Here is a 15,173-nt window from a genome sequence, read left to right on the forward strand (position 1 = left end):
AAATAATTGGAATATCATGTCAAAATGCAACCATGTATATATATTCATCCGGTAACCGGATAATCCTTTATAGTTAACGATTAAAATTCCATAAAAGCGTTATTATATAATAACAAACACTAAAAGATTCAATCATACTTAAATTGAATCCTTTAGCGTTTAGGCATGGACTAATAACACTATATAAACAATAGAACTAACATATAAATGAAGGACTATATTATGCCACACTTAAAGAGCAGTGACTTATTTTATACTGAAACAGGGACAGGAAGCCCCTTGGTTTTTATTCATGGACTTGGGGCGAGCGGTGCTATGTTCGAACCCCAAATTGAGCATTTCAGCCAAAAATACCGAGTTATTTGCCCGGATTTAAGAGGAAACGGTCAGTCAGGGCGTCTTGGCGGCCCTGTAAAAACAATTCTTGACCGGCAGTGTGATGAAATAGCAGCTCTATTAGACCACCTTAAAGTAAAAAAGGCGGTATTCTGCGGGATATCTTATGGCGGAGTTTTCACCTTTCATTTTGCCCTTCGCCATCCTAACAAAATAAAGGCGATTGTCATAGCCGACTCGACAGGAGATACAGCTCCTAAATCAATCAAGGAGCGTATCATTTTGATTGGTTTTTCCTTAATGTTCTGGTTAATTTATTTTCCTAGATCAATTATACTGCCCCTGATTAAAACAAATTATAAAAAGTGGCCTCTTGCCGAACGTCACATCATACATATAGCGGATAACCTGCGAAAATACGAAGCAGTATTGCAGCACTATGCAATTCTTCGCACCAATCATACTAAGAACCTGCACAAATTATCTTGTCCGACTTTAGGCATGGTCGGAAATACCTTAGACATAAGTCTAAAATTAATGCAGCGCTCTCTGCAAAAAATACATTCCTCCGAGCTTTACGTTATTACTAATTCAGTTGATCCAACCAATCTTTGTCAACCGGCAATTTTTAATAAAGTGTTAAGCAATTTTTTAAATAAGATTCATTGGTAGGAATGCCGAAAGATTATATTTTACCTTTAGAAATATACCAATAAGAACACGCTATAAATAAAGCGCCGCCTACAAAATTTCCGAGTGTAACTACACCAATATTGTACCAAAACCCGCTTATCGATAATGGGACACTACTAGGAATCATCAACGCCCCAGAAAGCAGGGTCATATTTGCTACACTATGTTCGTAACCAGATGTTATAAAAGCAAATAAACACCAAAATATCATGATCAGCTTGCCGGCTTCCTCTTTCATTCTAAAAGAACACCATAAAGCAAGACATACTAACATGTTGCATAATATGCCTCTGGCAAAAAGTTCGGTAGCTGACAGCGACATTTTTGTCAGGGCAATTTTTTGCATAAAAATAGCAGTACTTCCCTGTGACAGTCCAGTAAGATAAAATATCCAGGCAATCAAAACAGATCCCGCCAAATTTCCAATAAAGCTATATAAGTGCACAGCAGTAACTTGTTTAAGGCTCGTTCTTTTTTCCAACAAGCCTATTGTCATAATCATATTATTACCCGTAAATAATTCCGAGCCTGCCATAATAACAAGACTTAATGCAATTCCAAAAGCCGCCCCCATAACTATTCGTACAGCCGGTGAGTTATCTTGAGCAAGCAGTCCGCCAATTGTGAAAATAAGCAAAATACCGAACCCGACATACATACCTGCCAGCACTGAGGATAGTAGATATCTCAGCTTACCTCGTTCTAACATGCTGCTTTTTAACTCCGCTGCAGCTGCAATTTTTGTTATATCATCATAATACATTTTATCATCTACTCTCTCTCATTTATTCACTCTTATTTTACATAGAATAAACATTACAACAAAAGATAAAATTATCCAATCTTACCCTTAAATAATATATACTAGAAATAACAATATTTCTAGAAAAAATACTAAGGGAGGTATGTATGAAACATTTAAACGCTAATTTGGAGCAAAAGCTGTGGACAAAGGACTTTTTGCTGGTAATTTTAGCTAACTTTTTGGTATTTACATCTATGTATATGCTTCTTCCTACGCTACCTCTCTATGCACAATATATTGGCGGCAGTCAATCTATGGCCGGCTTAATTGTGGGAGCCTTCACTCTTGCCGCCGTTTTATTTCGTCCTTGGTTCGGCAACATGCTAGACAGTACTGGCAGGAAAAATGTACTGATGCTAGGAGTAGCTATCTTCACTCTTACTACTGCAGCCTACAGCATTTCATCAATAATTGTTATACTACTTTCTGTTAGACTACTTCAAGGTATTGGCTGGGGCGCAACTACCACTGCAACAGGCACAATTGCCTCAGATGTAATTCCACCCGCACGCCGCAGCGAAGGTATGGCATATTTCGGCATGGCTTCGACTATCGCCATGTCAGTTGGACCAGCCTTGGGTCTTTATCTTACCAGCCACTCAAGCTACACTGTCTTATTTATGCTTGCTACAATATTATCGCTTTTATGTTTTGTAACCGCGGTATTTATTAACTATGAAAAACCTGCTAAAACCATAAATAAATCGGTAATTAAAGGCGTAATTATTGAAAAAACAGCTGTAATTCCCTCACTAATCTTACTAGTTATCGCCCTGACCTATGGAGGAATAATAACCTTTCTCCCCGCATACGCGGCCTACCGCGGAGTTAGTGATATTGGTATATTTTTCACTACCTTTGCCCTTTCTTTACTTATAACACGTCCGCTTATGGGAAAAGCAGGTGATCGTTACGGTTTTTCGGTTGTATTACTGCCAGGTATGCTATTCTTAGGGGCTGCCTTAATACAATTAATAACCGCCAGCTCACTTGCAGATTTTTTAATTGCCGCAGTATTTTATGGCTTTGGCTTCGGCGCAGTTCAACCGATACTTAACGCTATAACTATCACCCTTGCTCCGCCTGAACGAAGAGGCGCGGCTACAGCCACCTTTATGTCCGCCATGGACACAGGAATTGGTGTTGGGGCTATAATCTGGGGCCTAGTCGCGGAAAAATTCGGTTTTACCTATATCTTCAGCGGCTCCACTTTTCTAATAATTGTTGCGTTAATTTTATATATATTTCTTCTGCACAGTAAGCTTTCGCAAAAAGCAAATCGAAGCGGCCTTTAATTAGGCCGCTTCGTTATTATTTATTTCTATCTTGAGCATTTTCGGCCATCAAATCTTCAGCCATTTCTATCAGCTTTCTTACTTTCGCCCCGCCAATTTTTCCGCCGATTTTCCCAACCTCGTGAGTTGTTAGATTTTCATTATGGCCTTCATCCAATGGAATACCAAGTTCAGCTGCTACCTCGTGCTTGTCAGGTAACGATGCATCAAGTTCTTTCATCGAGCGATATTTTTGCGTCATATTTTAATCCCTCCCTTTAAACTAGGGTGGATTAAAACAGTCAAAAATATTATCTATACTAGTTTAAATTATTTCCGTTTTTGATTCGCCACCAGGAAACAGCACGCAAACAATCTATCTCTTTAGTCAACCGTTCCCATTTAGGCTCTTCAGCTTTAGTATCGCTTACAATTGCTTCTGGGACATTATCCTCTGTCTTGCCAATGTAATCACTAGTTATCCAAAACCCGTAATTAACACCGAAGTTATTAGATTTGGTAAGACTCTTCCCTACTGAATAATAAGTAAATCCTTTAGGCGCAACCAACTCAATTAGGGTTGGTGCGATATTAATATGACTACCCGCTGTTTTTTCGGGAAAGATGTTTTTGTTAATACCATTTCCATAAACCACAAACGGAATGCCATAACGCTCATACATACTAGGATTTGTATCGATGTTTAATCGATCGGCATGGTCACCAACAATAAGAAAAAGACTGTCTGGATATTTAGTCCGTACTCGCTGAACAAATTCGCTCATAACTTTATCGGCATACCAAAAATGGCCTAATTGCTTTATCAATTCCTGATTATTTCTATGTCTTTCGGGTAGTCCTGCTATAAGACTGGCTTGATCAAAACCCTCTTCTGCCAGATTAACAGTATACGGAGCATGATTAGAAACTGTAAGGATAACGTTAAAGGTCGATTTATCGTCCTCGATTCCCGAAAATGCGGCATCGAGTAGGTATTTATCATCAGCACCCCATACATTACCCTTACTGCTATTATAATCGCCGCTTCCATAGAATTCTTCAAAGCCTTGTGCCATTGAGAAATCCTTTATACGTTCCCAGGAACTTGGTCCAGCATACCAAAACCGTGGTTTATAGCCCAATTTTTTCATTTGAGGAGCTATTGCAGTTGGGAATTTTTCTCTATATCCTTCAGGAATACAGTTCAAGTAAAGATTGGCATCAGTAAAACCAGTTGTAACTCCCAATACTCCAGAAATGGTACTCATTCCATTTGGAAGCATAGTCCGCACATAGGCCGCATCGTCCTGGCTGATAATGTTTTTCAGACCGTTAGCGATATTCAGGTCTTTATATTGGGACAGCAGCGGCCAATTTGCGTAGCTCTCGGCAATTATAAGAAAAATGTGCCTAGGCCTTTCTACCTTGGGACCGTGCGCTTTTTTCTCCAAGTAATCGTCTAAATTGGCCGTTTCTATTTTCCGTCCGGCTAATGACTCCCCGTATTCCGTCATTTTTTCCGAAGAAAATGCTAAACCAGTTGAACTGCGCATTCTTTCATGCAGTTCATAGGCTCGATATAAAGCTTGCATATCATCAAGAACAGCCTCATTCAAAAGCTGATCTTTTGTAACTCCGGAGTTCTCCCAATCTACGTTATAGGCATATGTCATGCTCCCACCAAACCGGACAAAAATTACTATGTAATATATTACAAGCAGGAATACTGCCCGGGTGCTGATATTCAAATACCAGCGTGAAAACCTTGGTAAATGTATTACGCCAAGCTCCAGCCACCCTTTCAATAAATAGCGGAGAATCCAGGCGGTTATAGCAGTCATGACAAGCCGAGAAGCCAAATTATATTGTTCGATTAATGTGTAAAATAGTGCGTACACATCATCTTGAAAAGTATTGAAAATTAGTTGGTTAAAACCCATATGAAATTGTTCATAATAGGGTATTCTGGCATAAAACAATAAACTTAGCAGACTCAAATAACCGGTTCCTATCAATAACCGCAGTCTGCAGTTTTGCTGCTTGAAAATAAATTGCAGACTACAACAGAGAATAAAAGATACTAAAGCTAAAATACCTGCGCTTTTTAAGCTAATACGCAAACCATAATACAAGGCTACTGCAACATCGCCCACTGCAGTCATATCACCCATGTATGTATGCATTACTGCAATAAAGCCGATGCGAAAAAGACACATAACTGCCAAAACAAATAACAGCAGCTTGAAATCCTGCTGTAGATTTTCGTAAAACCTTTCCCAGCTAATCAAGAAAATGAACTCCCTTTCGTTATGCTTAATAAAATATTATAAAAGGAACTAGTTAATAAAAATAACCTCCCAAAGTTTCAGCCCATGGCTGAGAACTCTAGGAGGTTTCGACTTTTTTTTACAATTTCCTCTTTTTTGTTGCAGATAATGCTAACGAAAGGTTACTTATTTAAAACTTCATTCATACTGCCAGTCCGATAACCTTGCAAGTCCAATACTACAAAAGTAAAACCTAGCTTTTTCAACTCAGAGGTTATTGCTGCTGCAGTATTAGGCTGTGCTAAAACAGGGATATCCTGGGACGATACTTCAATTCGTGCCATGTTGCCATGATGCCTCACTCTAATCTGATTTGAACAAAACTTACGAACAAAAGCTTCGGCAAATTCAACTTGCTTTAATCGCTCAGCCGTTACAGGCAAACCGTAAACAATTCTTGAGGACAGACAAGCGGCGCTAGGTTTATCCCAAGTCGGAAGACCCCATTGCTGAGATATCTCCCTGATTTCGGCTTTGGTAAGACCTGCTTCAAGAAGAGGGCTCCTAACACCTGCCATTTCTTCTACGGCCTGTAATCCTGGACGATAATCAGAGGTATCATCTGCGTTTGAACCCTCTAATACCCATTCATAGCCTTGCGCCTTACCCCATACAGCAATTGCTCCTAACCGCTGTTTTTTGCAGTAGTAACAGCGTTTTGCATCATTAGCTACGAAGTCAGTACTTTCTAATTCACTTATATTGAGCAGCTGATGCTTAATCCCAATATTATCCGCAAATTCTATAGCTTCACTGCGTTCACTTTCAGGCAGAGTTTCAGAGCAAGCAGTGACGGCAATAGCTTTATCGCCAACAGCTCTAGCAGCTGCTGCAGCCAGAAATGTACTGTCAACCCCGCCGGAAAAAGCTACAACAACACTGCCGCACTCTTTTATCAATTCAAGAAGTTTAGTAATTTTAGTATCTAGACTCATTTTTTCCTCCTGATTAATCCGAACCTTCACATTTTTTTGTAAGACTTGATTCAGATGGAGTTGCCTGTGCCCCTCGGGTATACCTCCCTGAATCTTAGTCGCTCTTATCCAGAGACTTAGCCGCTCGCCTGTGCCATTTGGGTAAAAGCGGATTAGTCATCGGATAAATTTAAAATTCGCCTCCAATAGGCAAACCACCTTCTTGTAGGTAAATTTCCTACAAGTTTTTTTGTCTTCTAAAAAAATAAAAACTAAGGATATTACTCCTTAGTTTTTATTTTCTATTTTGCGGCTGCTAATGCTTGCTCAAGGTCGGCAATTATATCTGCACTATCCTCTATGCCAACTGAAAGGCGAATCATATCATCAGGCACACCAGCTTTTGTACGTTGCTCAGAAGTAAGCTGCGAATGGGTAGTGCTGGCTGGGTGAATAACGAGTGACTTTGCGTCACCGACATTAGCCAGCAATGAAAACAGTTTCAAAGAATCGATAAACTTCTTGCCAGCTTCAAGTCCGCCTTTGATTCCGAAGGTTAAGATAGCCCCCGCTCCTTTAGGCAGATATTTTTTAGCAAAATTATTATTAGGATCGGTTTCAAGACTAGGGTAATTGACCCAGCCAACTTGCTCATGGCTTGCTAAAAATTTAGCTACGGCAAGTGTATTCTGACAATGTCTTTCCATACGCAAATGTAAGGTTTCTAGTCCCTGCAATAACTGAAAACTATTGAACGGGCTTATCGTTGCTCCTAAGTCACGCAATATTTGAATACGCAAGCGAATAATATACGCGAGTTCTCCTAAAGCAGTTGTATAGCTAAGGCCATGATAGCTTGGATCTTCATCGCTTAATAAAGGAAACTTCCCATTCGCCCAGTTAAACTTGCCACTATCAACAACTACGCCACCCATCGATGTTCCATGCCCGCCAATAAACTTAGTTGCTGAGTGAACAACTATATCCGCTCCGTGCTCAAATGGACGGCAGAGATATGGCGTTGCTAAGGTATTATCGATGATAAGCGGAATTCCGCTTTCATGAGCTACATTAGCCACTGCAGTAATATCTAGAATATCAATTTTAGGGTTGCCGATGGTTTCAGCATAAACAGCTTTAGTCTTTTCAGTAATCGCCTTACGGAAATTCTCTGGATCGCTCGGATCTACAAGTGTTACTTTTATCCCAAGACGAGGCAGAGTATAAGTAAACATATTATATGTACCGCCATACAATGACGCGGAGCTGACTATTTCATCACCTGCTTGAGCAATATTTAAGATAGCGGCACTTATAGCAGCATGTCCTGAAGCAAAGGCCAGTGCGCCGACTCCGCCTTCCAACGCTGTTATCCTTTTCTCAAAAACATCGCTTGTTGGATTCATAATACGCGTATAGATGTTACCCGATTCTTTTAGCGAAAAGAGATTAGCGCCATGCTCGCTGTCCCGAAAGTTATATGATGTGGTTTGATAGATTGGTACTGCTCGTGAACCGGTCGTTGGATCAGGCTCCTGTCCAGCGTGAACAGCAAGGGACGCAAAATTAAGTTTTTCAGGTAAAGCCATGTCAATACACCTCTCTAATTTTAAATAGTAGTACAAAAAAGGCCAAGAAAAACCCCTATTTAGGATATTCTCAGCCTTCAGTTTTTCTGATCAGCTATCTGCGATTGTTACAATTAAAACACTTATTTAATATTATGTCAATAATAAATTACTATTTGCACAATTAAACAGCACTGAAGTATCCACCCAGTAGACTAAAATTCAAGGAAACCAAAGTTAAAAGAGAACCATCTACTTACACAAACCTCTACCTGCAAGGCCGATATTATACTGAGCATCTTTATGATAGCAAGAATTAACGACACCACTTAGTGGTGTCGTTTTAATTAAACTGCTTTAGTGTTTTTCTGCTCAAACTTAGCAAGACGTGCGATAATTTCTTCATCACTGTCTAGTTTCTCTTCAACTTTAGCCTTTAGTTGAGCAATACCATATTTTTCTACTACTAAATTTAGGCGCTCGCCCTTGCCAGCTAAATCCTTATAGGCTTCTAATAACGCATCAAGATAAGGGAAGATGTTTTTTTCTGATACATATTTCGCGACTAGTTGGCCTTCATAAGAATAACGGCCGCCTTTCCCGCCCACATAAACATGATAACCCTTTCGCCCCTCAGTAAGAGCTTTCTTGGGACAAAGTTTAATACAAACACCACAAGCTAAACATTTCGAGTAATCAATTGTAAGTTCTGTATCAATAGCCATAGCTCTAGCCGGACAACGCTTTACACATGCTCCACATTTAACGCATGCGTCTTGAGCAATTATTGGCTCGATTACCCCTTTAAAACCAACGTCATGCGCTTCAGGCTTTGTACAGGAGTTCGGACAACCACTCACTGCAAATTTAGTCTTTGCAGGCAGATCACGGCCAACAAAATCGTCATCCAATTTTTCAGCTAATGCACGGGCATTAAGCAGTCCATATGGACACGTATCAGTAGCAGGGCAGGCAACGACTGGACGAACACGCGGGCCACATACAGCTGGCAATAGTCCTGCGTCGATAATCGCTTGATGTGCTTGTTCAAAATCAGCTTCTTTTACTCCAGGGATCTCAACACCCTGTCGATTAGTTACATGAACTTGACCTTTTCCGTATTGTTCAGCCAATTCTGCAACTCGGCGCATTTGTTCAGAAGTCATATTTCCCGCTTTGTTTCTAATCCGCATAATTAACAATCCTTTTTGAGCTTGCGGAATAAAACCATGTTTTTTGTAATCGGGTTTTACTGCCATTGTAACCAATCCTTCCCTAAATTTAAATTAAAATTTATCCTACAAATAAGGAAACTATCTTACATAAGATTAAAAAACAAAAAAAGGCCAAGTTTTCTCTACAGAAACTCTCATCCTTCAGTTTTTCTGATCAGCTAAACTATTTATCCAATGACTAACCCGCTCTATACCCAAAGGGCACAGGCTACTCCCCGCTTCTTCAAGCGATGAGCCAAAGTGCGGCAAAGTCCCTGGATAAGAGCGACTAAGATTCAGCTGGAATTATACCCGAAGGGTATAGGTAACCCATCTGACTCAAGTCTTACTATATCTTAGTAAATAATATTCCTTTAGCGTCCTCTTTGTCAACAACTATATTTAGGGTGAAATAGCAAAAATAATTAAAACAAATATTTATAAGCGGGCAAATTTACTAAGCTCCCGCGGAGACGGAGGCCTCACAATAAGCAAACCACTTTTTGCAGTCAGGGCAGCGGCACTGCGCTCGGCTTATTGCCCAAGCTACTAGCTTGCCGCAAATTGGGCATTTATATGGCACCAGTACAGGTGTCCTTATTTCCTCTTCAACCATGTCTGTCATACTCCTTTTACCGCTCTAATTTTTCCTATATCTTCCATATGCATTATTTGCATTCCTGCTTTTTTTCAACTATTTTTTCTAAGGTTTTATGACAGCATCCTACAAATCATAGATTTAATAAATTCCACTTGCCAGTCCCGTCTAAACTAAGTTTCATCTTGTGGTAGCTGGTAAGAGTATTCCTATGACCAATACTAATAACTGAAGAATCCCTTAACTCATTTTTAATATGTTTGTAGAGCAATCGTTCAGTAGTTTCATCAAGTGCCGAAGTCGCCTCATCTAAGAACAGCCACTTAGGTTTTTGCAGCATTGCCCTGGCAAAAGCTATTCGCTGTTGCTCGCCTAGTGATAAAACATGTGACCAATTATCAACAACATCAAGTTTACCAATAAAATCATTTAATCGGCACATGTTCATAACTTCCTTAATTTTATCATCTGATACAACTCCTAGACTTCCAGGATAAAGCAACACATCTCTAAGAGTTCCCAGCGGTAAATAAGACTTTTGAGGTAAGAAAAGCATATTATGCCCTTCTGGTATATGAATACTTCCCTGCCCAAATGGCCATATTCCAGCCATTGTACGCATTAATGTGCTTTTTCCACATCCTGAAGGTCCTGTTATTAGTAAAGAATCCCCTGCTGCCAATTTTAGATCAAGTTTATCTAACAGTCGTTGACCATTCGGTAAACCAACCCCCAGCCCGACAACCGAAAAAGTCGGATTAAGAGTTCCTTGTACTGAGATTGTTTCTTGCTCGGCCATACTGCGTACTCTATCAATGTTATCCACAAAACCAAGCAAACGATTAATAACAGCCTGCCATTCCGCTAATATTGTATAACTTTCAACAAAGAAAGATAAAGCGTCTTGAACACGCCCAAATGCCGATGAGGTTTGAATGAGCCCTCCGAGCTGTATCTGCCCGCTGAAATAGCGTGGCGCAGCAACTAAAATTGGAAATATAATAGCAATTTGTGAATAGCCAGATGTAAACCATGTTAGCTTTTTTTGCCTAAGCATAACTTCCCTAAAATTTTCGAAAACTCGCTTAAAGCGATTATTAAAGTTTTCTTCCTCCTGACGTTCGCCGCCATAGAAAGCAATACTTTCACTGTTTTCGCGCAATCTTACAAGACTAAAACGAAAATCTGCTTCATACCGCTGCTGGTTGTAATTAAGCCCGATAAGCGGTCGGCCTATTTTTGCAGTAAGCCAAGTACCAATTAGCGAATATACAATTGCTACCCACACCATATAGCCTGGAATAGTAATTTGTAATGATCCCAGAGGAACGGTAAAAGAACCTGATAGCTTCCAGAGAATAAAGATAAACGAGACAAGGGTTACTGTTGCTTTTAAAAGTCCAAGGGATAGCCTTAACGTCAGTGTTACAAACAGCCTAAGGTCCTCACTAATACGTTGATCAGGATTGTCTGTAGCGTTATCCAGAAGCTGCATACGATAATAGGTCCGATTTTTGAGCCAATTGTTAAGATACTGCCCAGTCAGCCAACGCCGCCACCTAATTTCGAGCATTTGCTGTAAATATAGCTCGTACACTGCAACAACGATAAATATCGCTGCTAATATCGAAAACTCACCCAGTAGACTAAAAAAGCCATCCTTATCATAATTCTGCAGCGAATTATAGAAACGGTTGTTCCACTCATTGAGTAAAACCAGTATGTAAACATGCCCTAAATTTAGTGTTACAATTACCGCAAGCAGCATTCTAGCCCGCCACTTTTCATCCGAATTCCAATATGTCTTTGTTAAATTCCAGGTTTCTCTGAAAAAGCTACGACTAAATGTCTGCATAAATAATACTCCTCAATTAAAAATTCGGACTGCATAAAGATTAGTTTGATGATTCGATGCCTTTCCAATAAATCCTGCTAAAAGGTATTATTGGAAATTATGAGGACAGCCCGTATATACCATATATATGAATTAAAATTCGGAGTATTCCACTTTTGAACATAGCAAAAGAAACTACGACAAGCATCAATTTAAGCTACGATTATCTTGGTTTTTAAATTTCTTTAGTAGACGAAAAGCTCACAGACAAATGCTGTGAGCTTTCTAACTTAATTAAAACCTTCAGGATTATTTTGATGCCATTGCCATGCAGTTTTAATAATACTTTTTATATCCTGATATTCCGGCTTCCAGCCTAGTTCAGCTTTAATTTTTTCCGAACTGGCTACCAATACTGCCGGATCTCCCGCCCTTCTTGATGCTATATCCTTCCGTATACTTTGGCCAGTTACAGCCTCGGCAGCTTCGATAACTTGTTTAACTGAGAAGCCGCTGCCATTTCCCAAGTTATAAACCGAAGAAGACTTTCCGTTATAAAGTGCCTGCAGAGCTAGTACATGAGCCTGAGCTAAGTCATTTACGTGAATATAGTCTCTTATACAAGTTCCGTCTTGCGTAGGATAATCATCGCCGAATATTTTAATGCTTTCCCTTTTACCTAAACAAGCTTGCAGTATAAGTGGAATAAGGTGCGTCTCAGGATGATGATCTTCACCGATATCAGCCTGCGGGTCAGCGCCACAGGCATTGAAATAACGCAGCGCGATGTAGTTAAGCCCATGAGCCAAGGAATAATCAGCCATAGCATTTTCCATTATAAGCTTTGTTCGTCCATATACATTAGTAGGATTTTTTGCTGCAGCTTCAGTTATCGGTACACATTCCGGCTCGCCATAGACAGCCGCCGTCGATGAAAATACTAGCTTATTTACTCCGCTTTCAAGCATTACTTCTAGTAAATTAAGCGTACCTTGAACATTGTTTTGGTAATAAGCTCTGGGATTTTGCATTGACTCACCTACTAAACTAAAGGCAGCAAAATGCACAACAGAATCAATATTATTCTTTTTAATAGTCTCCGCTAATAATTGACTATCAAAAAGATCCCCTTGTACAAAATAGTTTGCATTAACCGCTTGCTGATGCCCCTTTGATAGGTTATCGTAAACAACTACTTTCTCAGCCGCTTTTTCCAACATCCTTACTGTGTGGGATCCAATATAGCCAGCCCCACCCGTAACAAGAATTCGCATAGCACCCTCCCATAATCATTTTTAACATATACGCGGCAGAGGATCTCCTACCATTACATCTACAATTCTCTGTCCGCCAACTATAGTGTTTATATAAACCCGTCCGCTTGACTTCTTTGTTACTTTACCAATAACTGTCGACTCACGACCATAAGGGTTTCTTTTCATTGCCGCTAATATAACCTCTGCTGACTCTTCCGGTACAACTGCCAGCAATTTACCCTCATTAGCTAAATATAGAGGATCTAGACCAAGCAATTCACAAACACCGCGAACTTCAGCCTTCACCGGCATTTCATCCTCATATAGCTCAATTTCCACCTGACTCTGAGTTGCTATCTCATTAAGAGCTGTCGCAGCACCACCGCGTGTAGGGTCACGAAGCACACGGATATCAGGACATACCTTCAGCATGTCTTGTACCAAGCTATTTAAGGGAGCGCAATCGCTGACAAGTTGACTCTCCAACTGCAGCTGCTGGCGCTCAACCATTATTGCCATTCCATGATCACCTAACGTTCCGCTTGAAATTATAACATCACCAACTGCTGCCCGCCCCCCGGAAATTTCTACTTTATCAGCAATCTCGCCAATCCCGGCAGTATTTATAAATAGTTTATCTACTGCACCACGTTCGACGACTTTTGTATCACCGGCAACAATTAGCACATTAGCTTCTTTTGCCGCATCAGCCATAGCCGCAACAACTTCTTCCAATACCTTAACCGAAAGACCTGCTTCAATAATAAAGCTGCTGCTAATATACAGCGGCTTAGCTCCACTCATGGATAGATCGTTAACTGTACCGCATACCGCCAGCTTTCCAATGTTTCCGCCTGGAAAAAATAAGGGACTAATTACATATGAGTCAGTAGTGAAGGCTAGGCGTCCATTTGGTCTAGGCAATCGCGCCGAGTCATGACCTTCCAGCAAATAAGGGTTTTCAAAGTACTTATAAAATAGTTTCTTAATAAGCTGGGCGGTTAAACTGCCGCCGCTGCCATGCTGAATTGAGATTACCTCCATATATCCTCCTACTCTAAATCATACTTGTAATAAGCAGCACATGTGCCTTCTCCTGAAACCATGCACGCCCCGATTGGATTTTCCGGTGTGCAAAGCTTTCTAAATAAAGGACAATCCGGCGGTGTCTTTTTTCCCTGAAGAATGTCCCCGCAATTGCAGGCTGAAGGCATTTCTCTGTCTACATGCGGCAATGAAAAAACAAAACGGGCGTCATACTTAGCGTATTGCGGTCTAATTGCTAAACCTGATTCTGTGATAACGCCAATTCCCCGCCACGCACTATGACTCTTAATAAAGACCTGCTCCATTACAGCTAAGGCATTAGGGTTGCCGTCTTGCTGCACTACCCTGCTGTAGTTATTTACAACTTGCGGACTTTTTTCCATTATCAGTTCAGTTAACTTCAGTAAGCCCTGCAATATATCTATAGGCTCAAAGCCCGCAATCACTGCGGGAGTTCTATACTGTTCAGCCAGAAAGCGATATGGTTCAATACCAATTACACAACTTACATGCCCAGGACATAAAAAACCCTGAATATTAAGCTCAGCATCTGCGACAAGGGCTTGCATCGCAGGAGGTACCACCTTATGGGCAGAGAAAACTGAATAATTGTTAATTCCCTGCTGTGCTGCCTGCAAAATCGCAAGGCCCACAATCGGTGCTGTTGTCTCAAAACCTATACCTAAAAAAACTACCTGTTTGTTGGGATTATCTAACGCTATTTTAGTGGCATCCAGTGGTGAATAGACTATTCTGATGTCGTTACCTTGATTCTTTTCATTTAATAGCGATCCAAGACTACCCGGCACCCTCAGCATATCTCCAAAGGTAGCAATAATCACATCTTTTTGCCGCGATAGTTTAATTGCCTCGTCGACATAGCCCTGAGGCGTAACGCAGACCGGACACCCAGGGCCAGAAACTAGTTTTAATTCTTTCGGCAGAACATCTCTAATAGCGCCTCTTGCAATAGCCATGGTATGGGTACCGCATATCTCCATAATGGTGATCGGACGAACAGCTAGCTTTTGAAGTTTAGCCGCCAGTTGTTTAGCCAATACAGGATCACGAAACTCACTAAGAAACTTCATTACTTATTATCCTTAGCAATTCTAAAGTTTCCATGGCAGCTTCTTCATCAATAATTTGCATACCGCATCCTGCGTGAACCAGAATATAGTCTCCCACCTTAGCTTCCGGGACGAACATTAAAGTTATTTTACGTTTTACGCCGCTGATTTCGCCTATTCCCTCAAAATCTTTCCGCTCAATTAATCGTAATGGTACGCCTATGCACATTTTAGTTC

At 40.5% G+C, this 15,173-nt stretch carries 14 protein-coding genes; 2 read left to right on the forward strand and 12 right to left on the reverse strand.

Annotated features, from left to right (window positions below; translation table 11 throughout):
- Nucleotides 1-222: 222 nt before the first annotated feature.
- The gene (locus V6C17_RS06720; RefSeq protein WP_333521779.1) at nt 223-1,008 is read left to right on the forward strand and encodes an alpha/beta fold hydrolase; all 786 of its coding nucleotides are present in this window, start codon (nt 223-225) and stop codon (nt 1,006-1,008) included.
- A gap of 13 nt (nt 1,009-1,021) precedes the next feature.
- Here the strand turns inward: V6C17_RS06720 and V6C17_RS06725 are convergent, their stop codons facing one another.
- Nucleotides 1,022-1,792, reverse strand: coding sequence for a formate/nitrite transporter family protein (locus V6C17_RS06725; RefSeq protein ID WP_333521780.1), 771 nt, complete (start codon nt 1,790-1,792; stop codon nt 1,022-1,024).
- A gap of 146 nt (nt 1,793-1,938) precedes the next feature.
- Here V6C17_RS06725 and V6C17_RS06730 point away from each other — a divergent pair, with 146 nt between their 5' ends.
- Nucleotides 1,939-3,129, forward strand: a complete 1,191-nt coding sequence (locus tag V6C17_RS06730) for an MFS transporter (protein WP_333521781.1) — start codon at nt 1,939-1,941, stop codon at nt 3,127-3,129.
- A 16-nt stretch (nt 3,130-3,145) separates the two neighbouring features.
- Here the strand turns inward: V6C17_RS06730 and V6C17_RS06735 are convergent, their stop codons facing one another.
- The 11 genes from V6C17_RS06735 to V6C17_RS06785 all read right to left on the reverse strand — a co-directional run bounded on the left by V6C17_RS06735 (nt 3,146) and on the right by V6C17_RS06785 (nt 15,165).
- Entirely contained in the window at nt 3,146-3,370 is a 225-nt protein-coding gene (locus tag V6C17_RS06735; protein ID WP_333521782.1) for a small, acid-soluble spore protein, alpha/beta type, read from the reverse strand.
- 58 nt (nt 3,371-3,428) lie between these two features.
- A complete protein-coding gene (locus tag V6C17_RS06740) occupies nt 3,429-5,396 on the reverse strand; it encodes an LTA synthase family protein (protein WP_333521783.1) in 1,968 nt (655 codons plus the stop codon).
- Between the two features lie 161 nt (nt 5,397-5,557).
- Nucleotides 5,558-6,370 carry an ATP-dependent sacrificial sulfur transferase LarE gene (larE, locus tag V6C17_RS06745; RefSeq protein ID WP_333521784.1) on the reverse strand — a complete coding sequence of 271 codons (813 nt, stop codon included), beginning with the start codon at nt 6,368-6,370 and terminating at the stop codon, nt 5,558-5,560.
- 281 nt (nt 6,371-6,651) lie between these two features.
- Nucleotides 6,652-7,938 carry a homocysteine synthase gene (locus V6C17_RS06750; RefSeq protein WP_333521785.1) on the reverse strand — a complete coding sequence of 429 codons (1,287 nt, stop codon included), beginning with the start codon at nt 7,936-7,938 and terminating at the stop codon, nt 6,652-6,654.
- A 326-nt stretch (nt 7,939-8,264) separates the two neighbouring features.
- Complete coding sequence (locus V6C17_RS06755; RefSeq protein WP_333521786.1) at nt 8,265-9,176, reverse strand: 4Fe-4S binding protein; 912 nt, start codon at nt 9,174-9,176, stop codon at nt 8,265-8,267.
- A 412-nt stretch (nt 9,177-9,588) separates the two neighbouring features.
- Nucleotides 9,589-9,747, reverse strand: a complete 159-nt coding sequence (locus tag V6C17_RS06760; protein WP_333521787.1) for a hypothetical protein — start codon at nt 9,745-9,747, stop codon at nt 9,589-9,591.
- Nucleotides 9,748-9,862: 115 nt separating this feature from the next.
- Entirely contained in the window at nt 9,863-11,584 is a 1,722-nt protein-coding gene (locus tag V6C17_RS06765; protein WP_333521788.1) for an ABC transporter ATP-binding protein/permease, read from the reverse strand.
- A 269-nt stretch (nt 11,585-11,853) separates the two neighbouring features.
- Complete coding sequence (gene galE, locus V6C17_RS06770; RefSeq protein WP_333521789.1) at nt 11,854-12,837, reverse strand: UDP-glucose 4-epimerase GalE; 984 nt, start codon at nt 12,835-12,837, stop codon at nt 11,854-11,856.
- Between the two features lie 21 nt (nt 12,838-12,858).
- Nucleotides 12,859-13,863 carry a hydrogenase expression/formation protein HypE gene (hypE, locus tag V6C17_RS06775; protein WP_333521790.1) on the reverse strand — a complete coding sequence of 335 codons (1,005 nt, stop codon included), beginning with the start codon at nt 13,861-13,863 and terminating at the stop codon, nt 12,859-12,861.
- Nucleotides 13,864-13,871: 8 nt separating this feature from the next.
- Nucleotides 13,872-14,957: a hydrogenase formation protein HypD gene (gene hypD, locus V6C17_RS06780; protein ID WP_333521791.1), complete on the reverse strand. Its 1,086-nt coding sequence runs from the start codon at nt 14,955-14,957 to the stop codon at nt 13,872-13,874.
- The gene (locus tag V6C17_RS06785) at nt 14,944-15,165 is read right to left on the reverse strand and encodes a HypC/HybG/HupF family hydrogenase formation chaperone (RefSeq protein ID WP_333521792.1); all 222 of its coding nucleotides are present in this window, start codon (nt 15,163-15,165) and stop codon (nt 14,944-14,946) included. Before V6C17_RS06785 ends, hypD begins: the two co-directional genes overlap by 14 nt.
- Nucleotides 15,166-15,173: the final 8 nt, after the last annotated feature.

The organism is Dendrosporobacter sp. 1207_IL3150 (assembly GCF_036763085.1).
In the GTDB taxonomy this organism is placed as follows: Bacteria; Bacillota; Negativicutes; order DSM-1736; family Dendrosporobacteraceae; genus JBAIYU01.